Source organism: Sphingorhabdus sp., from assembly GCF_044239005.1.
Taxonomy (GTDB): Bacteria; Pseudomonadota; Alphaproteobacteria; order Sphingomonadales; family Sphingomonadaceae; genus Sphingorhabdus_B.
Window position 1 is genome coordinate 1 of sequence record NZ_JBIICH010000019.1, and the last position, 22,382, is coordinate 22,382.

Here is a 22,382-nt window from a genome sequence, read left to right on the forward strand (position 1 = left end):
CAGGTTTAGACACCCCATATGTCGATTATCAAGCCAATGCTTCGCCTGATGCCCCTCATTCTGCTCGCATCATGCGGCAGTATCGACGGGCAGTTTCCCTCGCTTGAACGGCGCGCGTACGAGAGCAATGACGCGATAACCGCGCCCATAACACCGCCAGCAGCGCCGGTTTCCATGCCCGTGGAGCTCGAGGCGCAGGTCGATGCGTTGCTTGCGCGGCACCAGCTAGCGCACGCGGCCTATCTGGAACGCCTTGATGCTGTCCGCGTCGTGGCCGCACGTGCAGCGGGAAGCGCCCCCGGCAGTGAAGGCTGGGTCAATGCGCATGTTATATTGTCGCGGCTCGATAAAATCCGTGATGATTCGGTCGCGGCAGTTCGCACCTTCGATGGTTTGATTGCGGATGCCAATGCGGGTGATTCGGGGCTGGCGGCACTGCTGACCGACGCGCAAAAGCCGGTGGTTGACGATGTCTCTGCGCAAAATGATGAAATCCGCCGACTTTCCCGCCTGATCGGGGAATAGCTATTCCCTGCCCAGCATAGGCGCATTTGCTTGCCTATGCGCGGTCCATGTGCACAACTTGGGCGATGGACGGTCAACACACGCAAGCCATTTCGCAAAATCCGGATATCCGGTTTCTCGGCAAGATGCTGGGGGACGTCATTCGCGCTTATGGCGGGGAAAAATTATTCCGGCAGACCGAATATATACGTTCGACGAGCGTTGATCGTTTTCGCAAAGTTGAAGGAGCCGAGGCTAGCGACAGCGGCCTTGGTGCGCTCAGCCTTGATGACACGCTGAGCTTCGTTCGTGGGTTCATGCTGTTCTCGCTTCTGGCCAATCTGGCGGAGGATCGGCAGGGCCTTGCGCATGAGGACGGCGCGACGGTCGCCGAAGCATGCACGCGGCTTATGGCAGAGGGCGTCGCCCTAACCGACATTCGTGAGATGCTTGGCCACAGCCTGATCGTGCCCGTGCTGACGGCACATCCCACCGAAGTGCGCCGCAAGAGCATCATCGACCATAAAAACCGGATCGCAAAGTTGATGGAGCTGCGCGATCATGGGCAGACGTTGACTGAAGACGGCGATGACCTAGACGCAGCCATCTACCGTCAGATTGCGCTTCTGTGGCAAACGCGGCCACTGCGCCGTGAAAAGCTATTTGTAGCGGACGAGATCGAAAATGCCCGCGCGACGATGCAGGATGTCTTTCTGACCGCGCTGCCAAAGCTTTATGCCGGTTGGGAAAAGGCGCTTGGCGGTCGTCCGCCGGGTTTTGTGCGTCTTGGCACCTGGATTGGCGGCGACCGTGACGGTAATCCCTTCGTCGATGCCGACACCTTGCGTTACGCAACCGCGCGTAACGGCGGCACGGCCATTCGGCATTATCTTGAGCTGATCCATAAACTTGGCGCGGAAATTTCGATCTCATCGCTGATGAGCGACACGCCCGAGCCTGTGCAGGCATTGGCCGAGAAAAGCGGCGACACTGCCCCAAGCCGCGCAGACGAGCCCTATAGGCGGGCGCTGTCGGGTATCTACGCGCGTCTGGCGGCGACACATATCAAACTGGTGGGCGATCAACCGCCGCGCCCTTCCAGCCTGTCAGGGCAGCCCTATGACGACCCAGACGAACTGCGCCGGGACCTTGTCACTGTCGCGTCGGGCCTCGCCAGCGACGGCGATGGCGCGCTGTCGAGCGGGGGCGCATTGGCGCGGCTCATCCGCTCGGTGGAGATATTTGGCTTCCATCTGGCGACGCTGGATTTGCGCCAGAACAGCGACGTGCACGAACGTGTGGTCGCCGAACTGTTTCGCGTTGCCCGCGTGACGCCGGATTATCTTGCGCTGGATGAAGGTGCACGGGTCGAACTTCTGGTCGCCGAACTGTCGCACAATCGTCCGCTGGCGGGCGAGTGGACGCATTATAGCGCGGAGACGGCAAAGGAACTCGCCATCGTCCGCGCGGCAGCCAAGGCGCAGGCTGATTTCGGTGACGCCGCCATCACGACCTACAATATCAGCAAGACGACAAGCGTCTCCGACATGCTCGAAGTCTATGTCATGCTGAAACAGGCGGGGCTGTATCGCATTGATGACGATGGAACCCCAAGCGCCACCATCATGTCCGTGCCCTTGTTTGAAACCATTGCCGATCTTCAGGCTGCGCCCGAAACGATGCGCGCCTTTTTCCAAATTCCCATGATGCAGGCGCTGGCCAAGGCGCGCGGGCATCAGGAAGTGATGATCGGCTATTCCGATTCGAACAAAGACGGCGGCTACCTGACATCCACGTGGGAATTATATGAGGCATCAAGCGCCTTGGCGAACGTGTTTGCCGACGCGGGCGTCGCGATGCAGCTGTTCCACGGGCGCGGCGGCGCGGTGGGCAGGGGCGGCGGTTCAGCCTTCGGCGCGATCCTCGCGCAGCCGCAGGGCACGGTTCAGGGCCGCATCCGCATTACCGAACAGGGCGAGGTCATTGCCGCAAAATATGGCACGGTCGACAATGCCGTCACCAGCCTGGAAACCATAGCGTCGGCGACAATGCTCGCCACGCTGTCGAGCGACCCGATTGCCGGCGCGGATGTAGCCCGTTTCAAGGCGGCTATGGCTGAACTCTCCGCCAGTGCCTTCCATCACTATCGCGGCTTGGTGTACGACACCGCCGGCTTCCGCACATTTTTCCGTCAGATGACGCCGATCAACGAGATCGCGACGCTCAAAATTGGATCGCGGCCCTCAAGTCGCACCGCATCCGACGCCATTGAAGATTTGCGCGCCATCCCCTGGGTGTTCTCATGGGCGCAGGCGCGCGTCATGCTGCCCGGCTGGTATGGCACCGGACAGGCATTGGGCGGTTTTGCGGACAAAGGCCTGCTGCGCGCGATGGCGGGCGAGTGGTCATATTTCCAGACCATTCTCGCCAATATGGAAATGGTCTTGGCCAAGTCCGACATGGGCATTGCCGCGCATTATGCTGGCTTGGTCGAGGATCAGGCGCTTGCGCAAGATCTGTTTGGCCGCATCAAGGGTGGCTGGCACGCGTCACGCGACAGCCTTCTGGATGCTACATGCCAAAGCCACTTGCTCGAGGCCAACCCGGCGCTGAACAATTCCATCCGCCTGCGCTTGCCCTATATTGAGCCGCTTAACCTGCTTCAAATCGAGCTCATGAAACGCCACCGCGCCGGTGAAGCGGACGAACGGATTGGTGAGGGCATTCAGTTGACGATTAACGCGATAGCGACGGCGTTGCGCAATAGCGGCTAGGCAACCGGTAGATCGCTTCGACCAAAACCATTGCCCGTTCGACAAGCTGTAAAATCACCGCTTCCCCTGCCGCATCTGCCTGATATGACGTTGCCATAGATAAATCAGGAGAGTTTCGATGCGCATAACCCAAACCGCCCTTTCTGCCGTTGCTGTGGCGCTGGTCTATATGGCCACGCCGGCCATTGCGCAGACTGCAGCTGCGGCACCCGTTGCCTCCGCCGAGGTTGACCAGAACGCCGCGATAATGGCGTTTTTCGATGAATATGATGCGCAACAGCTTGCGCGCTCGCCGCTCGGCAAATCCTATCGCGGCATCAAGGACAGCGACTATGGGAAATGGGACGACGGTTCCGAAGCAGCCGAAGCCCGCAATTATGAAGCCGAACGTTCGGCGTTGAAAGAAATGCGCGCGCGCTTTGACCCCGCCAAGCTGTCGCCTGAAAACCAACTCTCCTACCGCCTGTTTGAAAAGCGCGCAGCGCGCAGCGAGGGCGCGTATAAATATAACGACTATGGCTATATCTTCGATCAGATGAACGGCGCGCAGAGCCAGATCCCTGCCTTTCTCATCAACATCCACCGCATCGATACCAAGTCCGACGCGCGCGCTTATGTGAACCGGCTCTACGGTATTGGCCCCGCAATGACGGAGGCTGTAGGCCAAGCCAAAACGCGCGCCGCAAAGGGCATCATGCCACCCAAATGGGTCTATCCTTATGTCATTGCCGATTCGCGCAACGTCATCACCGGCGCGCCCTTTGATGGCGGTCCTGACGCGCCATTATTTGCCGATTTCAAGGCGAAGGTCGGCAAGCTGAAGATCACGCAGATCGAAAAGGATATCTTGATTGCGGACGCGGCGCAGGCGCTCACCGGCGCTGTAAAGCCAGCGTATGAGGCTTTGATCGCCGAAATGACGGCGCAGGAGAAAGTCGCCGGCACTGACGACGGCGTCTGGCGCTTCCCCGATGGCGCGGGCTATTATGCCGAGCGTTTGGCGAACTACACCACGACCAATATGACACCTGACCAGATTCACAATCTCGGTCTTGCGCAGGTTGCGCGCATCCATAAGGAAATGGGCGTCGTTCAAAAGAAGATGGGCGTGAAGGGCGACCTTCAGGCTTTCTTCAAATATATGCGGACGGAGCCCAAATTCTACGCACCTGAAACTGAAGAAGGCCGCGCGCTTTATTTGTCCGAAACGCAAAAGGCGCAGGACGTCGTCACGCCGTTGCTCCCCAAATGGTTCGGAATATTGCCCAAGGCGCCGTTGGTTGTGAAGCCAGTGGAAGCATTCCGGGAGAAATCGGCAGGAAAAGCGTTTTACCAGCGCCCCGCACCCGATGGCTCGCGCCCCGGCACCTATTACGCTAACCTCTATAAAATGGCCGACATGCCACTGACCGAGGTTGAGGCATTGTTTTACCACGAAGGCGCCCCCGGCCACCACTTGCAGCTGGCGATACAGACGGAATTAAAAGACGTGCCTGCCTTCCGCCAATTTGGCGGGGTGACGGCTTATTCTGAAGGCTGGGGCCTCTATTCGGAAAAGCTCGCCAAGGATATGGGGCTCTACACGGATCCGGCGCGTGATTTCGGCCGGCTGCAATTGGAACTGCACCGCGCCATTCGGCTCGTCGTCGACAGCGGTCTGCACCACAAACGCTGGACGCGCGAGCAGGCGATCAAATATGTCGAGGATAACTCGGCAGACGCCCCTGGCGGCATCGTGAAAGCCATCGAACGCTATATCATCTACCCCGGTCAGGCGACGGCATATATGGTCGGCCGCCTGAAAATCAGCGAACTGCGCGGCAAGGCACAAAAGGCGCTTGGGAAGAAATTCGACATTCGCGGGTTCCACGACACGGTGTTGAAGTCAGGCCCCGTTCCGTTGGATGTGCTTGAAGAACAAGTCGATGCTTGGGTATTGTCGCGGAAGTGATGGTGTTGGGGGGTTTCCCATCTTCGTTGGAATACCCCCACTGACCTTCAATCTAACCTACGCGCCTTTCATCCAAGGCAATGTCGGACAAATTTTTGATCACGACCGGGCTACGCTCCGGGAATTCCGCCACCAGCTTCAGCTTGCCGCCCATCGCCTCGATGTAGCTTGACATTGTGGACAGCAGCAAGTCGGCGCGGCGTTCCATGCGGGAGATGTTTTCCTGCTTCACGCCTAACAATTCAGCCATGCGTTCTTGCGTCAGGTCGTGCGCCTGACGTAACGCGCGTAGCGTCAGTTCGTCTTCAATCAGCGCCCGCGCACGCGTCTGGATTTTAGCCTGCTCGGCGGGGGTGAAGGTCTTCAGAAAGTCGTCCAATTGGCGGGTCATATTTTTACTTCTTCCTTTTGAGCAATGTTCCATGCCATCGGTATATGCAGTCAAAGTTATATGCCATCAAGAGCATATTCGGGGCCGTATGTCTCTATTCGGCGGGCTCAACCGCCTCCACAGCCCGCACCCCAAAATCAAAATGGATGCGCACCCAAACGCCCAATTGCGGCTTGTTGTCGATGCGCGGGCGCGTGACCAGAAATTGCCACGCGGCGATGGGTAATGCCTTGGCAAAAACAGTGCATTCAACTGCATATGTCAAACAGCGAAATCTTCCACCTTAACCGACGAACGCCATCAAAGAACATGACCCTTGTGATAGTGCAAAAATTGCACTATCATTCCACCCATGCCTCGACTTATCCGCTTTTCAAATTGCGAAATTGCGATGTTTTTCGGGGACCATCATCCGCCGCATTTTCATGTGCTGGCACGCGAAGGCGCGGCGCAGGTTCGGATTGATACGCTGGAGGTCATGAATATGTCAGGTAAGCTCGACATACGCGAGGCGCTCGACTGGGCGGCGGCGAACCGCGACATGCTGATGGCGAAATGGGAAGAGTTTAGCGGAGACGGAGTATGAGCATCGGCAAAATTACGGGTGTCACGCCCGTTTCGGCTTTGGTTATTTCGGTTGCTTGGGATGACAATGAGATGACGGCCATTGATCTGGCACCGATAATCGCTTCGCGCACCGCCTTACGGCCCTTGGTCCAGGCGGATGAATTTGCCGCTGTTACCGTGTCGCAAGACGGCTGGTCGCTCGAATGGCCATGCGGCATTGACTTCGGCGCACCGCAGTTGCGCCGCTGGGCCGATGAGCAGGCTGGCCGCATTATGGATCCTGCTGCTTTCCGTGCGTGGGTTGAGAACCACGGTTTTACGATCGATGCAGCGGCAGCGGCGCTTGGCCTTTCGCGCCGGACGATTGCCTATTATCTGTCGGGGGAGCAGCCCATCTCCAAAACGGTCATGCTTGCGACCATCGGTTATGATGGGCGGCGGGCTGCCTGATTTCTACTCGCTGGCAGGTGCCCCTGCTGCCACTACCTCCCTCACCCCAAAACCAAAATGTATCCGCACCCAGACGCCCAGTTGCGGCTTGTTGTCGATGCGCGGGGGTTTGACGAGGAACTGCCACGCGGCGAGACGAAGCGCTTTGGCGAGGCCGGTTCCGCGCGGGGTTTCCCCGATAATCTGGCAGTTTTCGACGCGGTTATGTGCCGCCATGCGGCAGGCGATGTCGGCCGATGCGCCGGGGGGGATCCGCTTGATCGCAGCGAGATAGGGGGTGAGTTCGCTGTCATAGGGTTCGCGTAGCCACGCCACGGGGTAAAGCTGCACGCCGCCGGGCCCGAGGCCCGGGCCCATCGTGCCGTTGGCGCCCTGTCCTTTGCCCTCACCGGTTCCGCTGCCGCCGCTGGCCGGAAATTTAGACAGGTCCATGGCGTCCAATTCAGACTTGCTCACTTTGATAAATTCAGGGCTGGGCGGCGGGGCCTTCACCGGATTTACCGGCGGTAATAATGGTATCGGGAGTGGCGGCGTGATGGTCTGTTGTTGCTCTTTGGTCACCGACGTCTTGGTTTCATTCTTTTCTGCCGACGATGCCGCGTCCGCCTCAGCCTCCAACGAAAATGTATTCAGACCGCGCGTCCCCGCCGCTGGCCCACCCGACCGCATGCTGAGGCTGAGTATCGCGAGAATGATGATCGCTTCGAGCAAGAGCGCGATAACCACACCAAGGCCCCGTCGCTGGACCAAATCCCACCGCGGTTCAGTGGTCCAATCTGTCTGTTCTGAATAAGCCATGCGCGCACGGCGACCTTTACGGTATCAGGCAGAGCTTGCAACGCACCAATTTAGCGGTGCGTGGCGTGCCGCAGACTACAGCGGAACGAAGCGGACCTTCAATCCATCCTTTGGCTTGGGGATTGGCCAAGCCTGCCAATCAGGTGCGTAACCATCTGCAATCTCGACGCGAACCGAGGTCAGCAGGTGATGCGTGAACAGCTTCATCTGCATATAGGCGAAATGCAGACCGAGGCACATGTGCGCGCCGCCGCCAAAGGGCACCCACGCATATTTATGCCGCGCCTTCACCTTATCGGGCGTAAAGCGCATGGGGTCGAATGTTTCGGGGTTTTCCCAATATTCGGGCATCATGTGCACATAAGACGGGCTGATGCTGACCGACGTGCCCTTCGGAATGTGATAGCCCATAAATTCGAAGTCTTTGAGCGCGCGGCGCGGGATCGACGGCACCGGCGAAATCATCCGCAGCGCTTCTTTAAACGCATATTCGGTGAGCTCGAACTTATCGAGATCGGCAAAGGCGATGTCTGCACCGGCTGGCGCGATGGCGAGGCACTCCTCGCGTAGTTTTTGCTGCCACTCGGGGTGCTTGGCGAGATACCAAATCATCGACGTGACCGACGACGTGATGGTGTCATGTGCCGCCATCATCAGAAAGTTCATATGGTCGATCAATTCGCCGTCCGACATATATTCGCCGTCTTCGCGCTTTGACCGGCAAAACTGGCTGAACATATCCTGCCGGTTTTCATTGCGGCGGCGTTCGGCAATTTGCGGTCCGAAATAGTCGATGAGATATTTGCGACCGGCAACGCCTTTGCCCATCGAGGTAAAGGGAATAGGTGCACGGATCGGCGCGACCGAGGCTTGCACCATATCGACGAAGGCCTTGTTAATCTTGTCGGCCTCTGGCCCCAGCGGGATCCCTAAGAAGCTGCTCGCCGCAACATCAAGCGTGAGTTGCTTGATCGCAGGATAGAACAGCATGTCACCGCGCCAGTTCTTTAACTGTTCGGCAAAAATGCGGTTCATGTCTTGGGTGTAGGCACGCATCGGGCCTGGCTTGAAGGCGATGCCAAGTGCGCGACGGTCCATGCGGTGATGGTCAAAATCCATCAGCATCAGGCCGCGGGGGAAGAGCAGATTAAGCACTGGGCCCCAGCCTTGCTCAGACGAGAAAAGCTTTTCCCGGTCGAACAGCATCAATTCATTCGCCTCGGCACCAACCAAAGAAATCGTCGGATTGCCAAAGGCGTTGGTGCGGAACACCTTGCCATAGGTTTTGACCATATGTGCGCCATAAGCAGGCGGATCGCGCAGCACGCGGAATGTCGTGCCAACAATAGGCAGGCCATTTTCGCCAGGAATATGCGCAAGCTCATCAATCTTTTTGCGCGGCACCCAATGCGGGTTCGCAGCTTCGCTGTGGGCAAGGGCCATGGGCTTCATTCCTGTTTAATTGCGCGGTTAATGTTTACTGCCATGGATGTCAGTACGGTGCAAGTGGGACGTGGGTGCGGAGTAGGGGGCGCCGCGCAGTTGTATTCATGCGTAATAAAATAGTGATTTCATGAGCATTGTAACGCAGGGCCAATGCAGTCGGCGCTCGCACGTCTTGTCCGATACGCAAATGCGCCTATATCGGCGGCAATCTATGCGAAACTTCTTCCAGAAATTACTCTCGCCCACGCCGAAGCCCTTGGCGACCCGCGTACCTGACGGGCGGCGCGTGTATGCGGTTGGCGACATTCACGGCTGCGCCGACCTCTTTGGAAAGCTCATCTCCGCGATTGAAGCCGACGACCGCGCGCGTGGGCCGTCTGAGACGACCGTCATTTTGCTGGGTGACTTGGTGGATCGCGGCCCCGGCAGCCGCGGCGTGATCGACGCCGCGCGCGGCTGGAGCCAGAGGCGGGCCGTGCGCATTCTCTTCGGCAACCACGAGGAAATGTTCCTGAAGTCGTTCGAAGATGAAGGCGTCCTGCGCCAATTCATCCGCTTCGGGGGAAAGGAGACCATCCTCTCCTACGGCATCACGCGCGACGAATATTTGGAGATGACAGTCGAGGAGTTGCAGGCAGCGATGGTGGCCTGCATCCCGTTGGAAGACCTCGACTTCATGCGCGGCTTTGAGGACATGATCGTGATCGGCGACTATATATTCGTGCACGCCGGCATTCGGCCCGGCGTCGACCTCGACAGCCAGGCGCCCGCCGACTTGCGCTGGATACGCGAACCGTTTCTGAGCCACGTGTCGCAAGACCGGATGTGCGTCGTCCACGGCCACACGATCACCGACGCGCCCGACGTGCGTCCAGGACGCGTCGGCATCGACACAGGCGCCTACGCTTCAGGTCGCCTGACGGCCATCGGCTTAGAGGGCGCCGAGAGGTGGTTTTTAGAGGTGCAGTGAGGCGGGCAGGGTCGCGCCGCATTGGCGGACCATGCAATGTTCATTGGCCATTTAACGATGAAGGTCTTTCGCATTCAACTCGTCCACAACCCTCTGCGCATTCTTGCGGCGCGTTGGGGTGGTGGGGTGTGTAGTCGCCAGAAATGAGGCGAGCGGGGCATTGGCGTATAGCCTTGCCCAAAAGTCTGGAGCGATTTTGTAGTTATAGCCGGCACGCGCGACCATCATTATTCCCACGTGGTCTGCGTCCAGCTCCATTTGGCGCTGGGCCTTGCCCGCGAGGCCGAGGCTCGTCGCGAGGCCCGAAAGTGCGGATTTTTCATTGAGCCTCTTTGGGTGACCCAGAAGATTGTGTGCCATCTCATGCGCGATGACGAGTGCGAGTTCGTCGTCGCTCTCGACCCAGTTGACGAGGCGCCCGGAAATTTGTGCGACAAGGCCATTTGCATTTGCGTTGAGTGTGTTGCCGGGGGCCAGCTCCACGCGGGAGCGGCACACATTTTGGGGTGTCACACTAACCTCGAGCCTCTGGCTGCCGCGCTCAATTGACAGCACCGATGCCCTTTGTTCGGGTAGGGCCTCCAGCGCCGCCATGGCGGCCGCCACCGCGTCATAACTTGCGGCGCTTTTCTTACCCCAACTTTTGTCGGCAAGGTCTACGCCATTGACTGCCCGAAGGGTGTCGTTTGGCTTCAGGCCTGCGGCAGATGCCGGCGATCCCTCGGCGACGGCTAGGATTGACGGGTAACTGTCGTCTAACACGAATGCTGCCTGGGCCGCGGCGCGATAGGCGGGCGCATATTGGCTGACATGTTGTAGGCTGACGCCGATTGACGCCCAAAGCTTGGCGCAGCTGTCCGCATTGCGTGAGGCGATGCGCCAGGCGATGTCTGCGACGCGTTGGTCGTCTCTTTGAAGTGCCAGCAGGCTGGCCTGCGTGTCGTCGCTAACTTTAGCGTGGCTGTTTACACTGGCTGCAGGCGCCGAGAGTGCGACGAGGATGCAAAGCGCCCAGAGCCGCATAGCTAGCCGCGTCGGTCGTCGAGGACCCAGTTGCGCTTGGAGAGGCGCACCATCGGCCTGCGACAGCTACGACAGCGCGACGTATATTGGTCGCCAGACTTGCGAATGCGGCTGCTGCTGCGTTTGTGCTTGCCGCGTGGGCAGCGGAAAATTCGGCCGTACAGGCTGTCCAGGATCCGCAAAAATCCCCGCTTGTCGTATTCGAAGTCCAAGTCTTGTTTCCAATTCATTAGGTTCGGGCACGCCGAGATGCGTCAAAAATCTTTCACCATTCGCTAAAAGCGTCCCTAATTTAGTTTGAGCCGAATATAAAGGCCCATTGAGAATGGGAGGATAATATGTGCATAAAAATTCTCAAAAATTCCCATGTCGGTTGACATTGGTGTCGAATCATGTCTATTAGGGTTAACGAAAAGTAAAAAACCTGTTCCGACTGGAGTTTGTATGAAAAAAATCGTTTCTGCGCTTGCTGCGGTAGCTCTGATGGTTCCGTCGGTTGCCTCTGCTGCCACAGCTTCTGAATCGCTCTCGGTAAAGTCGGCTTCAGTTAAGCCTGTCCGCGCTGCTGCGAAGCCTGGAAAGTCCAAGGCTGTTTCGACACCCGTTCTCATCCTCGCTGCTATCGCAGCTGTGGCTGGCGTTGTTGTTGCTACTGGCGGTAGCGACAGCAAATAATTTCAGTCTAACCACTGACACGAAAAAAGGGGCGTTTTTCGCCCCTTTTTTTATCACTTTATTACTGTCCTCGCCCGTTAGGCGTTCTAAAATTGGGTTATGCAGATGTCTGATACAAAAGACTCTCGGGCAAGGCGCTCCCTAGACATTCCCTTTATATTGTTTTCGGTGTTCATGCTGGCCGTCTTCTTCGCAGGCGGCAGTAGTTGGTCCGACGAGCCACATCTCATCCTCCTGCGCCCGCTGGCCTTGGTCGTGGCGGCGATTGGCCTATGGTCTCTCAAGCTTGAACATATTCGCCAGTTTTGGGCTGTCTGGCTCATATTTGGCCTGGCCACGTTGCTCACCGCGTCACATTTGGTGCCGCTTCCCTACGATGTGTGGAGCAACTTGCCTGGGCGGCAGGTCATTGTAGATATCGACAAGGCCGTCGGCCTCGGCCAAATATCTCGGCCCCTGTCGATGTCACCAGAGACGACGCTGAATGCATTGTTGTCGCTGTCGGTTCCATTTGGGGTGCTGGTTTTGGCCTCTCAATTTGATGGCTTACAGCAGAGGCGCGCTTTGGGCGTTGTCTTGCTGCTCTCATTCACGAGTGCCGTTGTCGGGCTATTGCAGGCGACGGGCGCGGATATTGTCCTCTATTCGCGGCAGGCAATGCAAGACGTTGCGGGTCTGTTTGTGAACCGAAACCATCAGGCGGCGCTTCTGGGGCTCATTTTCCCGATGGCGGCGGTGGCGGTCAGTGCCGGTGTTGCGATGGGATTGCCGCGCAAAATTGAGGTGTTCGCGGGCGCCTCCATGTGCCTCGTCGCTGTGCCGCTCGTGCTGATTACAGGATCGCGGACCGGGTTATTGGTGGCGGGAACGTCGCTTGTCTTGGTATTTGCCTTTGGTCTCCTCCCCTTAAAGCGGGTCGCGATTAAGCCTTGGGTGCGCTACTCGGCGGCATTTGCGAGTGTCGGGGCACTGGTGTGGGCCACGGTTTGGGCGTCGCGCGACGTCGCATTTATGCGTCTCGAAGACCAGACGGAAGATTTGCGCTGGCCCGTATGGCAGAGCATCGTAGAAATGCTGCCGCACTATCTCCCCTGGGGGACGGGCGTGGGGAGTTATGTTGAGGCTTATCAGGTCTTAGAGCCGGATAGCTTGCTGCGGCCTACTTTTTCTAATCACGCGCACAATGAGGTGCTGGAAATCTTGTTCACGGCCGGCATCCCCGGCGCGGCACTTCTGCTCTTGGCATTGGTCTTTCTCGGCGTGGCGTTCTGGCGGGGTCTGCGCGCCTCGGGTGACGCCGCTTTATTTAAACGCCTGGGCATTTTAGTGATAATTCTTCTCGCAATTGCAAGTATATCTGACTATCCGGTCCGCACGCCTATTTTGTCGGCGGTCTTTGTCTTGGCGGCCATTTGGGCGTCGGCATCCCAAAGTGTATTTCATAAGTCTGATCATCAATAAGGTTCGGCATGCAGATCTTAAAATCTCTCGGTATTGGCCTCGCTCTCCTTGCACTTCCCGTCTGCGCCTCCGCTGAGGACGGCGAGCAGCGTGAGGGTCTCCAAAGGGTCAGTGCAGATGAATTGCCGGCGCCGAGCTTGGCTGACTTGCAAGCTTCTGAGCGCCCCTATCGCGTGGGGCCATTTGACAAGCTGACGATCGACGTCTTCGGCAGCGCGGAATTGAGCGACAAGGAAGTGCAAGTTGACGCCAGCGGCCGCATAACCTTCCCCCTTGTCGGGACAGTCGAAGTCGCGGGCAAGACGCCGGGCGAGGTGAGTATCGCCCTGCAAGACTTGTTCCGCGGCCGCTTCATTAAAAACCCCCAAATCAGCGTCAATCTCAAGGAAATCGTGAGCCAGACGGTCACCATTGGCGGAGAGGTGAAGAAGCCTGGCGTATATCCGATCGTCGGCAAGATGACGCTCATGACCGCCATCGCATCGGCCGAGGGCTGGACCGACATTTCGTCTCGGGGTTCAGTCGCGGTCTTCCGGACCGTTGGCGGCAAAGATTACGCCGCCCTCTACAATGTCAAAGCAATTCAAAAGGGGACTTACCCCGACCCTGAAATTTACGCGAGTGACATAGTGATGGTGGGAGATTCCCAGGGCCGCAAAATCTGGAAAGATTTCTTAGGCGCATCGCCACTGCTGGCGCCGTTTATCTACGTGCTCACCAACAAAAATTAATATTTGAATTGGGTTTCCACATGAACGAAGTCGTAAACGCGCCAGCCAACATGATTGAGCAGCCGGCTGTCCAAAATTCGCGGGGACTGCTTCCGCCGATCCTGCTGCAATATTGGCACACGGCGCTGCGTTGGCGTTGGCTGATGACGGGCATTATTGCTGCCACATTGGTGATTGGCGTTGTCGCGACGCTTCTGATGGCGCCGCTCTATACGGCCAAGGTGCAGGTACAAATCGACCGCCAGCAAAAGCAGGTCACCAAAGTTGAGGGCTTGGATGCCGAGACGAGCTCTCAGGATTTGGAGTTTTACGCAACGCAATATGCCCTGCTAAAGACGCGGCCCCTCGCTGAGCGGGTCGCCTCCGAGCTTGGCCTCTACAAGAGCGCCGCCTTCTTGGAGGCGCACGGCCTCGACGCGGACATGATGACGAAAAAGGTGCCGGGTAAGTCGGACGCGCAATTGAGAGAGGAGCACAAGCGGCGGGTTGTCGGATTGCTCCTACAGAATATTGCGATTTCGCCTATTCGTACATCCAAGCTCGTCGACGCGTCCTACACCAGCAGAAGCCCAGAACTGTCTGCAGCCATCGCGAATAAGTGGGCCTCGTCCTTTATTGCGCTCAGCATGGACCGCCAGTTTGCCTCGACTGCGGATGCCCGTAAATTTTTGGAGGAGCGTCTGGCGTCTCTTCAGGAGAAGGTAGGCCAGAGTGAGCGTGCCGTCATTCTCTATGGCTCAAATGCGGATATCGTTAACCTAGATCAGATACGCGACGGCGACGGGCGGACACTCGGTAACCGAACCCTCGTTGGCGCAAGCCTCGAGCAATTGTCGCAGGCGCTCAACACGGCAACAGCCGCACGTATTGAGGCGCAGGCAAGGGCTGGCGGTGGCGGCGACACGACTGCCGAGGCGACTTCAAGCGCAACGCTTGCCGGCCTGCGTCAACAGCGCGCATCCGCCGCTGCCGAATATGCAAAGCTGAGTGTCCAGTTTGAGCCGGAGTTCCCTGCCGTCAAGCAATTTGCCGAGCAAATTCGCGTTATTGACGCGGCCATTGCGCGCGAAACGGCGCGCATTGGCGCGGCGCGCACGCGTGAGTATCGAGAGGCCCAGAAGCGCGAAAGCGAACTCAAGGCAAAAGTCGACCAGCTGAAGGGCGACATGGACCGGCAAAACAGGGCAAATATTCAGTATAACATCTACCAGCGAGAGGCTGACACGAACCGTCAACTCTATGACGCCCTCTTGCAGCGCTACAAGGAAATTGGCGTTGCGGGCTCGGTTGGCGTAAACAACATTGCTATTGTTGAACCGGCAATTGTTCCCGACAGGCCGTCGTCGCCGAAGATGCCGATCAATTTAGCGATCGCCTTGCTCCTCGGCATCGGCCTGGCTGCGGCGACTGTCTTTGCCCTTGAGCAAATAGACGAGGGCATCCGTGAGCCGTCGCAGGTGGAGCCGCTTCTGGGCGTTCCACTCCTGGGGATGACACCCACGGTCGCGGACGGAAATCTGTACGAGGAATTGCGAGACCCGAAGTCACACCTCTTCGACGCCTACTTCTCTATCCGCTCAAGCCTAGCATTTGCGACCAACCACGGCCTGCCGAAGTCGTTTGCAGTTTTGAGTACGCGGCCGGGGGAAGGCAAGTCGTCTACGGCTCTGGCGCTCGCGCAGATCATTGGCCGGACTGGGAGGCGCGTGCTCTTGGTCGACGCCGACCTGCGATCGCCGTCGATCCACTCGATGGTCGACAGATCGAACGAAGTCGGCTTCAGCAACTATCTGGCGGGCGAGAATGACTGGTCCCACATTGTGCAGGAGACAAGCCTCAAGAATGTGAGCATCATTGCGGCGGGGCCGGTCCCGCCAAGCGCCGCTGAACTTTTGAGTGGCGACAGGCTCGCTCAATTTGTGAAAGAGGGCCTCGGTCAATTCGACCACATCGTCATCGATAGTCCTCCGGTTTTGGGCATGACGGACGCGCCGCTTATTTCTAAGTCGGTGGAAGGCGTAGTATACGTAGTTCAGGCTGGCGGTGCCGCTGTGCGCGGCGTCAAGGCGTCGATCCAACGCATTCGCCAAGTGAATGGACACATCTTCGGCATCGTCCTCACAAAGGTTGGCGGAGACGCGAAGGGCTACGGCTACGGCTACGGCTACGGCTACGGCTACGGCTACGGCCAGCGTTACGGCGAAGAAGATGAGGCGCGCGGCTAAAATGGGGTCTGGGCTTCTGTCTAGAGCGGGCCGCCTTGTAGGTATCGCCCTCCTGTTGGCCGGTGCAGCCTATTCCAGCCAGAATTCCGCTCAGTCCTATTTGCTGAAAGCTGACCCAAAAGCGGCCTATTCAGCTGATCCGACGGACGGCCTAGCTGCCGTAAATGCCTTCGCCGCTGAACTGACAAAAAATCCGCAGTTTATAATCTCAATTAGAGACACCAATGCAGCGCAGGCATCGTTCGTGAGCCGCCCACTAAATGCCACTCTCTTGTCTTTTTATGGGCTGAGGGCGGCTTCTATTGGTCAATCCGGATTGGCAAATGCCGTCATGGCTTCTGCCGATACTGTCTCTCGCCGCGATGCCTTTAGCCAGCTGTGGATGATTGAACAGAAAAGTGGGGCGGACGACGTGAAAGGAGCCGTCAGTCACTACAATGCCTTGCTGTCTGTGCATCCCGCAATGCAGGCGACGCTTCTTCCAGTGCTTGTGTCGGCGCTTGCCTATCCCGAAGTCAGGGCGGCAATACGACCCTATTTGAACCCAGAGATGAGGTGGGGTTGGAGCGGGCCTTTTTTGGATCTAGCGTCACAGCGCGTTGAAGTTGACCAATATCGGGGCCTAGTGGAACCTATAGCGTCAAGGCTTAGAGGTGATGAATATGCCGTCAGTAATGCGCGCATCATCTATCGGATGCTTCAATCAGGCTTGGCTGGCGATGCGTGGAAACTATTTTCTCTTGTCGCACCCAATGTTGACGTAGGCGCATTTCGCGCCTTCGCTCCGAGTGGCGCTAACATTGATCCGAAGTGGCAGCCGCTGTCTTGGACCTTAGGCCAGTCAGACGATATCTCGGCCAGCGTCGATGGCGATGGCACAATCGATGTGACTGTGGCGCCGACAGCGCGGGGCCTGATTGCGTCGCGGGATGTGCCCGTAACTCCATCCTCGACATATGTGCTGGGGCATCGATCTCTTTATGAACCAGGCTCTCCGAGCGCATCACTTCGCTGGAGTGTTTACTGTTCAGTTCAAAATGGGCGTCAGCTTATTGTCGATCGCTTTGTGCCAGCGACTGCGAACTCAAAATTAGCGCAGCTGTCGGTCGAGGTGCCAGAAAACTGTAATCTGGTGAGAGTTGAATTGAGTGCCCTCGGGTCCGAAGGGCAGTTGAGCTCCATGGTGAAGATAACTGACTTAATGCTGGCAGAATCGAATTGAATTTTGGACCGACTGAATTCGTTCGCCGAGCAGTGCCGCATGAACCCCTTCAAGGGAACCGGAAAGCCCGAACCGTTGAAGGCAAGCGCAACAATCCACGCCTCAAAACAGCACACTGACGCTTTCATTATTGATTTGTTTTACGCAGCCTGAAGGCGTTCCATCTGTTAGCGGGCAGTTGGCTGAGTGGTAATGAATTACACTTAGCCTGCGAAATCTCTGACCTTCTGGCTCGTGCCACGGGGCAGGATCATCACTTCATTGCCGTTCGCAACAATGAGCAAGTCGTCCACGCCATGCACCGACACGCGGATACCGTCGGCGTGAATAAGGTTACCGTGACTGCTATCCACCCGAACAGTGCCGGACGTAACATTTCCATCGGCGTCCTTGTTCCCGATATCGTGCAACGCATCCCAGCTGCCGACGTCTGACCAACCCATGCTCACTGGAGCGACGGCGACCTTCGCCGCCTTTTCCATAATCGCATAATCGATGCTGTCTGCGGGGCATGCGGCGAAGCTGGCCTCGTCGGGATTTATGTGATTGCCGTTGCGCTGGGCCCGCGACATAGCGTCACGAACCGCTGTGTCCATCGAAGGTGCAAACTGCTTTACGGCGTCCAAATAACTGTCCGCACGGAAAAGGAATATGCCGCCATTCCACACATGGTCACCGGCCTCAATCATGGCCGCGGCGCGGGCGGTGTCAGGCTTCTCCACAAAGCGCTGCACGGCCTGAACGCCGGCGCCAACGGAGGACCCCATTTGGATATAGCCATAGCCTGTCTCGGGGCCAGTGGGGTTGATCCCATAAGTGGCGAGCCAACCATCCAGCACTACAGGTAAAAGTGCCTCGGTTGCTCCGTGAAAAGCAGCTTCGTCTGCGATGACATGGTCGCTTGGCATCACCAGCATCACCGATTGCGGCGCACTTACGGCGAGTGCGGCCAGCGCAATCGCGGGCGCCGTATTGCGGGCGCAGGGCTCAAGCAAGATGATCGCATCAGTGACGCCGATTTCGGCCAATTGTTCACTGACAATTCCCGCATGCGCGGCATTTGCGACGATAATGGGTGCGGTGAAGCGTTCACGGTCCATGACCCGCAATACGGTCAACTGGAACATTGTACGCGCATCGGTAAGCGCCAAAAACTGCTTCGGCGTTTGCGGCGTCGATAGCGGCCAAAGCCGCGTACCGCCGCCACCCGATAATATTACAGGAGTTATAGTCACAAAGTCTCCGGATTTTGGGCGTGATAATGGGGAACAGTCATTTCTGATCTGGCGTTAGCTGCCAAACCCAGAAAAAACTATAAAAATTCCGGATTTTCGAAAATGCAGAGTAGCAATGCCGTTACGACCGAGATTTACTTAATTGAGTAAACAACCCCATGCAATTTTTGCAGTGTACCAGTGGGTTTGACCTGCTATTGATCGTGGCATGAAGTTAAAAAAGCATCTGGTTGACAAGCCGTGGGGTCGAACGGACATTTCGGCGGAATTCGGCAACATGAGTGGCCGCCGTGTTGGCGAGATATGGTATAGCGCCGACACCGAAACACCTTTGCCGATTTTGGTGAAATGGCTTTTCACGTCCGAGAGGCTCTCCATCCAGGTTCACCCTGACGACGCGCAGGCACAGGAACGCGGCATGCCCTCTGGCAAAGAAGAGTGTTGGTACGTTGTTGACGCTGAGCCCGGCGCGGTAATTGGAATTGGGACGAAGCGCCCGCTCAGCGGCGAAGAACTTTACGCGGCGTCGCTTTCAGGTGAGATTGAAGGACTGATAGACTGGAAGAAAGTGTCTGCGGGAGACTATTTTTACATTCCCGCCGGCACCGTCCACGCCATCGGGGCCGGAATAAGTCTTGTCGAAGTTCAGCAATATGCGGACATCACCTATCGCCTATATGATTACGGCCGCGATCGGGAACTGCATCTGGACGACGGTGTGGCGGTATCGTCTGCGACACCATATGCGGACGCTCGGTCCGGGCAGGCTAGCCTAGGAACACAGTTAGTGGATGGCCCATATTTTCAACTTTGGCATGTCCGTGACATGGGCGACGTGCCGGCGTTCCCGCATTCAGGGAATGTCTGGATTATTCCGCTGTCAGGGCAAGTCCAAACAGATGGAGGAGGCGCGGGAAAGGGCGAGTGCATAGTCGCATCCGATAAAGCAAAGATCGCTTTTTCAAGCGACGCAACGGCCCTGGTTGCCTTCTAGAAAGTGTAGAACGTATGAGTACGCGTGCTTTTCCGCTTGCTGCGCGGTCCGGTGACTGAATACCAGCCGAAAGCCGACAGTGTCCTCGGGTTTGAAGGGCAGTTGAGCGTAATGGTACAAATAAATGACTTAACGCTTTCAAAAACGAATTGAATTCTGGAGGGACTAGATTATCAGAAATCTTCTTAATGAAACCTAGCCAGTTTTGTCCAAGAAATCAAATATTTTTCGATATTTCTTAATATTATTCAAGGTAGTGGTTGAACCAGATGCTGAGTGACGAAATAATGATAAATTTAACGCTCAGCCTAGGGCTCTTATACTCCGCATTGGTTGTTGTTTTTTGTAAACAGATCGCAGTGCGCTTGGGTATCGTTGATCATCCAGGAGCCCAAGAGCATAAGTCCCATGCGGCGCCGACCCCGCTTGTCGGCGGCCTTGTGGCACTTCCGCCGGCGATTGCTATTCTACTGCTGCAGTTCTCCCAAGAGGACATTTCCTCGAAGCACGCGGCGTCTTACTTAGCGCTCGCATTTGCTACCCTGTCTTCACTGATCGTGGGGTTTCTTGACGACCGGCGTCACATTTCTGCCCAACTTAGATTGATTATCTCCTCAGGCATTTTTGGAGTGGCCATTTCGATTAGTCCAGATTTTGTTGTCTCTGCACTCGACCTTCAGGGTCTTGGCTTCAAGATTGAATTAGGCTTGCTCGCGATACCCTTTTCGGTTTTTTGTCTGCTGGCCTTTCAGAACTCGGTTAATATGGCTGACGGACGAAATGGTCTAGTCGGTGGGGTGACTATCATATGGCTAATGGCACTATTATCTTACGGGTGGCACCCCTTAACGTTCGGCATTGTTTCTCTGGCCATTGGACTGTTTGTCGCTCTGGGCGCCAACCTCGGCGGCAGGATTTTCCTTGGTGACGCGGGCACATATGGAATTGGTGCCTTTGTAGGGCTGGCGACAATATGGATTCACCGATCGAATATAGGTCTCCATACCATTGACGTGGTTATAATGTTTATGGTTCCCGGGCTAGATATGGCTCGGTTATTTGTCTTTCGCATGGTCAAAGGCCGACATCCATTTTCTGCTGATCATAACCACCTTCACCACTATCTAGATCGCTCAGTTGGTTGGACGTATGGGAGAAAGATTTATTACGCTCTTGTTGCTTGCCCAATTGTTTTTTCAAGGCTTCAGTTAACGGATCCATTAGTTGTGCTGCTGTTTGGCTTTGCTCTTTACTTGCTCACCATTTTGATTGGGCATATAATGGGGAGGTCAACTTTACCGGCAATTGGTCATCGGGCACGGGTACCGCACCACAGCTCTGACAATGGATGATCGGAATGGGCGTGCCCCAATAACGCTGACGCGAAACGCCCCAGTCGCGCAGGCGATATTGCGTCTGGCCTATGCCCCAGCCTTCGACCTGCGCGCGTGCAATGACATCGGCCTTGGCCTGATCAATCGTCATGCCATTCATCCAATGGGAATTCACAATCGTGCCGGGGCCAGTGAAGGCAATATTGCCAGCAAAGACGCTATCAGTCACATCGCCATCGGCAACGACGCGGGTAACGGGCAAATCATATTTGCGGGCAAAATCAAGGTCGCGCTGGTCATGCGCGGGGCAGCCAAAGACGGCGCCCGTGCCATAGTCCATCAGCACAAAATTGGCGACATAGACCGGCAAATGCCAGCTGGCATCCAGCGGATGTTCGACGGTTAGACCAGTGTTAAAGCCCCGCTTTTCCGCGGTTTCAATATCGGCTGCCGGCTCTCATCCGCCAATGCCTGAAAGCGCTTTGCCTCGGATAATCCCAGCTCGCCATACTTTACTTCCAGCTCTAAAGCGGCGCCCCGATGCGCCAATCCGCCGTGCGCGGTCGACCGTCTTCGCAACAGCCAAGGCCTCCGGCAGTGCGCGGATAATCTGCTCTTCTGTAAACCCTAATCGCCTTATCGATCTGCCCTCTTATCAATGGCCAGACCCTGATTACAAATGAAGGAAACTTATGAGGTAGCATCAGTTTCCGAACATTTGGTCTGGATTGGGGATTTCCATCGGGCGAAATTTCTCATTCAAATCCGCGCTTTTGAAACAAGATGGCACGAATGGCGCTTTAGATGGGATTACGTGTCTGGGTTCTTGTAACTATTGTCGATGGATTGTGTCGCCGCGCAGCGGCGGCTCAGTCCCTTGGTTCAGTGAGCGCCGCGCGGCAGGAAATGTTGCTTCGAAGCCTCAAAGTTGTGACATGCCCAAGTGCCGACCTGGATCGTGAAGGCAATTGAACGCTATATCGCCTACACCGGTCAGGCTACGACTTTCACGACACGGAGGCGAAAGCTGGCGTAGTGCCGCTTGATGTGCTCGAAGAGCGGGTCGATGCGTGGATCACATTATGACATTAAGCGATTTCAGTTCAGCAAATCTATTTTGGGTCCGCTGTCAAGACTTGCAATGAGTGGTATCAAAGTTTAGCTGGCTGCTTGTTGTGCCTGGCTTGGTAAGGAGCTACCTTTTAATGAAAATTGCTATGATCGGTTCTGGCTATGTCGGCCTTGTGTCTGGCGCGTGCTTTGCTGATTTTGGCCATGACGTTGTCTGTGTGGACAAGGATGAGTCCAAGATTGCCCGCCTACAGGCGAATATCATGCCGATTTACGAGCCTGGCCTTGACGCGCTTGTCAAAACCAATGTCGATGCAGGCCGGTTAAGCTTTTCCACAGATGTTACAGAGGCGGTCAAAGGGTGCGATGCGGTTTTCATCGCCGTGGGCACGCCGTCGCGCCGTGGTGATGGCCATGCGGACTTAAGCTATGTCTATGCCGCTGCCGAGGAATTGGCGCGCGCAATCGACCCGCGCACGGTTGTTGTTACAAAATCGACTGTTCCAGTTGGAACCGGTGACGAGGTCGAACGGATCATCCGCGAAACCAACCCTAATTTG

Annotated in this window: 21 protein-coding genes and 2 pseudogenes; 15 read left to right on the forward strand and 8 right to left on the reverse strand. The window is 56.6% G+C overall.

The window, feature by feature from the left end:
• Positions 1-18 precede the first annotated feature (18 nt).
• From ACILQA_RS02840 to ACILQA_RS02850, 3 genes are all read left to right on the forward strand, one after another.
• Positions 19-525 carry a hypothetical protein gene (locus ACILQA_RS02840; protein ID WP_395628323.1) on the forward strand — a complete coding sequence of 169 codons (507 nt, stop codon included), beginning with the start codon at positions 19-21 and terminating at the stop codon, positions 523-525.
• Positions 526-572: 47 nt separating this feature from the next.
• Positions 573-3,278, forward strand: coding sequence for a phosphoenolpyruvate carboxylase (gene ppc / locus ACILQA_RS02845; RefSeq protein WP_395628324.1), 2,706 nt, complete (start codon positions 573-575; stop codon positions 3,276-3,278).
• 118 nt (positions 3,279-3,396) lie between these two features.
• On the forward strand, positions 3,397-5,229 hold the full coding sequence (locus tag ACILQA_RS02850; protein WP_395628325.1) for a DUF885 domain-containing protein: 1,833 nt from the start codon (positions 3,397-3,399) through the stop codon (positions 5,227-5,229).
• A gap of 52 nt (positions 5,230-5,281) precedes the next feature.
• Here the strand turns inward: ACILQA_RS02850 and ACILQA_RS02855 are convergent, their stop codons facing one another.
• On the reverse strand, positions 5,282-5,620 hold the full coding sequence (locus ACILQA_RS02855; protein ID WP_395628326.1) for a helix-turn-helix domain-containing protein: 339 nt from the start codon (positions 5,618-5,620) through the stop codon (positions 5,282-5,284).
• A 94-nt stretch (positions 5,621-5,714) separates the two neighbouring features.
• Positions 5,715-5,885, reverse strand: coding sequence for a hypothetical protein (locus ACILQA_RS02860; RefSeq protein ID WP_395628327.1), 171 nt, complete (start codon positions 5,883-5,885; stop codon positions 5,715-5,717).
• Positions 5,886-5,972: 87 nt separating this feature from the next.
• Here ACILQA_RS02860 and ACILQA_RS02865 point away from each other — a divergent pair, with 87 nt between their 5' ends.
• On the forward strand, positions 5,973-6,206 hold the full coding sequence (locus ACILQA_RS02865) for a DUF4160 domain-containing protein (protein ID WP_315477679.1): 234 nt from the start codon (positions 5,973-5,975) through the stop codon (positions 6,204-6,206).
• The gene (locus tag ACILQA_RS02870) at positions 6,203-6,637 is read left to right on the forward strand and encodes a DUF2442 domain-containing protein (protein WP_395628328.1); all 435 of its coding nucleotides are present in this window, start codon (positions 6,203-6,205) and stop codon (positions 6,635-6,637) included. The genes ACILQA_RS02865 and ACILQA_RS02870 overlap by 4 nt, the downstream gene beginning before the upstream one ends.
• 3 nt (positions 6,638-6,640) lie before the next feature.
• On the opposite strand, the gene ACILQA_RS02875 is transcribed toward ACILQA_RS02870, so the two are convergent.
• On the reverse strand, positions 6,641-7,435 hold the full coding sequence (locus ACILQA_RS02875) for a hypothetical protein (RefSeq protein WP_395628329.1): 795 nt from the start codon (positions 7,433-7,435) through the stop codon (positions 6,641-6,643).
• A gap of 75 nt (positions 7,436-7,510) precedes the next feature.
• The gene (locus ACILQA_RS02880; RefSeq protein WP_395628330.1) at positions 7,511-8,878 is read right to left on the reverse strand and encodes a cytochrome P450; all 1,368 of its coding nucleotides are present in this window, start codon (positions 8,876-8,878) and stop codon (positions 7,511-7,513) included.
• 214 nt (positions 8,879-9,092) lie between these two features.
• Between ACILQA_RS02880 and ACILQA_RS02885 the strand changes: the two genes are divergently transcribed.
• A complete protein-coding gene (locus ACILQA_RS02885; protein WP_395628331.1) occupies positions 9,093-9,851 on the forward strand; it encodes a metallophosphoesterase family protein in 759 nt (252 codons plus the stop codon).
• 51 nt (positions 9,852-9,902) lie between these two features.
• Here ACILQA_RS02885 and ACILQA_RS02890 read toward each other — a convergent pair whose 3' ends face one another.
• Positions 9,903-10,874 carry a M48 family metalloprotease gene (locus ACILQA_RS02890; protein ID WP_395628332.1) on the reverse strand — a complete coding sequence of 324 codons (972 nt, stop codon included), beginning with the start codon at positions 10,872-10,874 and terminating at the stop codon, positions 9,903-9,905.
• Between the two features lie 444 nt (positions 10,875-11,318).
• Between ACILQA_RS02890 and ACILQA_RS02895 the strand changes: the two genes are divergently transcribed.
• From ACILQA_RS02895 to ACILQA_RS02920, 6 genes are all read left to right on the forward strand, one after another.
• Positions 11,319-11,549 carry a hypothetical protein gene (locus ACILQA_RS02895; RefSeq protein ID WP_395628333.1) on the forward strand — a complete coding sequence of 77 codons (231 nt, stop codon included), beginning with the start codon at positions 11,319-11,321 and terminating at the stop codon, positions 11,547-11,549.
• 99 nt (positions 11,550-11,648) lie between these two features.
• Entirely contained in the window at positions 11,649-13,010 is a 1,362-nt protein-coding gene (locus tag ACILQA_RS02900; RefSeq protein WP_395628334.1) for an O-antigen ligase family protein, read from the forward strand.
• Between the two features lie 8 nt (positions 13,011-13,018).
• Entirely contained in the window at positions 13,019-13,741 is a 723-nt protein-coding gene (locus ACILQA_RS02905) for a polysaccharide biosynthesis/export family protein (protein ID WP_395628335.1), read from the forward strand.
• A gap of 20 nt (positions 13,742-13,761) precedes the next feature.
• Positions 13,762-15,966: a GumC family protein gene (locus tag ACILQA_RS02910; RefSeq protein WP_395628336.1), complete on the forward strand. Its 2,205-nt coding sequence runs from the start codon at positions 13,762-13,764 to the stop codon at positions 15,964-15,966.
• Between the two features lie 55 nt (positions 15,967-16,021).
• Positions 16,022-17,188: a hypothetical protein gene (locus ACILQA_RS02915; RefSeq protein WP_395628337.1), complete on the forward strand. Its 1,167-nt coding sequence runs from the start codon at positions 16,022-16,024 to the stop codon at positions 17,186-17,188.
• A 3-nt stretch (positions 17,189-17,191) separates the two neighbouring features.
• Positions 17,192-17,341, forward strand: a complete 150-nt coding sequence (locus ACILQA_RS02920; protein ID WP_395628338.1) for a hypothetical protein — start codon at positions 17,192-17,194, stop codon at positions 17,339-17,341.
• A gap of 50 nt (positions 17,342-17,391) precedes the next feature.
• Here the strand turns inward: ACILQA_RS02920 and ACILQA_RS02925 are convergent, their stop codons facing one another.
• On the reverse strand, positions 17,392-18,423 hold the full coding sequence (locus tag ACILQA_RS02925; RefSeq protein ID WP_395628339.1) for a mannose-1-phosphate guanylyltransferase/mannose-6-phosphate isomerase: 1,032 nt from the start codon (positions 18,421-18,423) through the stop codon (positions 17,392-17,394).
• A gap of 208 nt (positions 18,424-18,631) precedes the next feature.
• Between ACILQA_RS02925 and ACILQA_RS02930 the strand changes: the two genes are divergently transcribed.
• Together ACILQA_RS02930 and ACILQA_RS02935 are read left to right on the forward strand one after the other, a co-directional pair.
• Positions 18,632-19,417 (forward strand): class I mannose-6-phosphate isomerase, encoded by a 786-nt coding sequence (locus ACILQA_RS02930; RefSeq protein ID WP_395628340.1) that lies wholly within the window; start codon positions 18,632-18,634, stop codon positions 19,415-19,417.
• Between the two features lie 287 nt (positions 19,418-19,704).
• Positions 19,705-20,385: pseudogene (locus ACILQA_RS02935) on the forward strand (hypothetical protein); the annotation flags it as partial.
• Positions 20,386-20,491: 106 nt separating this feature from the next.
• Here ACILQA_RS02935 and ACILQA_RS02940 read toward each other — a convergent pair.
• Positions 20,492-20,638 (reverse strand): hypothetical protein, encoded by a 147-nt coding sequence (locus ACILQA_RS02940; RefSeq protein WP_395628342.1) that lies wholly within the window; start codon positions 20,636-20,638, stop codon positions 20,492-20,494.
• Between the two features lie 69 nt (positions 20,639-20,707).
• Positions 20,708-21,202: pseudogene (locus ACILQA_RS02945) on the reverse strand (leucine--tRNA ligase); the annotation flags it as partial.
• A gap of 754 nt (positions 21,203-21,956) precedes the next feature.
• Between ACILQA_RS02945 and ACILQA_RS02950 the strand changes: the two are divergent.
• The coding region (locus tag ACILQA_RS02950; RefSeq protein ID WP_395628341.1) for a 3-hydroxyacyl-CoA dehydrogenase NAD-binding domain-containing protein at positions 21,957-22,382 on the forward strand (426 nt) is incomplete at its 3' end.

What these genes read in the sequence shown, in the direction of transcription:
- ACILQA_RS02840 (WP_395628323.1), top strand. Translation starts at nt 19, where the DNA reads ATGTCGATTATCAAGCCAATGCTTCGCCTGATGCCCCTCATTCTGCTC.
- ppc (WP_395628324.1), top strand. Translation starts at nt 573, where the DNA reads ATGTGCACAACTTGGGCGATGGACGGTCAACACACGCAAGCCATTTCG.
- ACILQA_RS02850 (WP_395628325.1), top strand. Translation starts at nt 3,397, where the DNA reads ATGCGCATAACCCAAACCGCCCTTTCTGCCGTTGCTGTGGCGCTGGTC.
- ACILQA_RS02855 (WP_395628326.1), bottom strand. Translation starts at nt 5,620, where the DNA reads ATGACCCGCCAATTGGACGACTTTCTGAAGACCTTCACCCCCGCCGAG.
- ACILQA_RS02865 (WP_315477679.1), top strand. Translation starts at nt 5,973, where the DNA reads ATGCCTCGACTTATCCGCTTTTCAAATTGCGAAATTGCGATGTTTTTC.
- ACILQA_RS02870 (WP_395628328.1), top strand. Translation starts at nt 6,203, where the DNA reads ATGAGCATCGGCAAAATTACGGGTGTCACGCCCGTTTCGGCTTTGGTT.
- ACILQA_RS02875 (WP_395628329.1), bottom strand. Translation starts at nt 7,435, where the DNA reads ATGGCTTATTCAGAACAGACAGATTGGACCACTGAACCGCGGTGGGAT.
- ACILQA_RS02880 (WP_395628330.1), bottom strand. Translation starts at nt 8,878, where the DNA reads ATGGCCCTTGCCCACAGCGAAGCTGCGAACCCGCATTGGGTGCCGCGC.
- ACILQA_RS02885 (WP_395628331.1), top strand. Translation starts at nt 9,093, where the DNA reads ATGCGAAACTTCTTCCAGAAATTACTCTCGCCCACGCCGAAGCCCTTG.
- ACILQA_RS02890 (WP_395628332.1), bottom strand. Translation starts at nt 10,874, where the DNA reads ATGCGGCTCTGGGCGCTTTGCATCCTCGTCGCACTCTCGGCGCCTGCA.
- ACILQA_RS02895 (WP_395628333.1), top strand. Translation starts at nt 11,319, where the DNA reads ATGAAAAAAATCGTTTCTGCGCTTGCTGCGGTAGCTCTGATGGTTCCG.
- ACILQA_RS02900 (WP_395628334.1), top strand. Translation starts at nt 11,649, where the DNA reads ATGCAGATGTCTGATACAAAAGACTCTCGGGCAAGGCGCTCCCTAGAC.
- ACILQA_RS02905 (WP_395628335.1), top strand. Translation starts at nt 13,019, where the DNA reads ATGCAGATCTTAAAATCTCTCGGTATTGGCCTCGCTCTCCTTGCACTT.
- ACILQA_RS02910 (WP_395628336.1), top strand. Translation starts at nt 13,762, where the DNA reads ATGAACGAAGTCGTAAACGCGCCAGCCAACATGATTGAGCAGCCGGCT.
- ACILQA_RS02930 (WP_395628340.1), top strand. Translation starts at nt 18,632, where the DNA reads ATGAAGTTAAAAAAGCATCTGGTTGACAAGCCGTGGGGTCGAACGGAC.
- ACILQA_RS02940 (WP_395628342.1), bottom strand. Translation starts at nt 20,638, where the DNA reads ATGGATCCGTTAACTGAAGCCTTGAAAAAACAATTGGGCAAGCAACAA.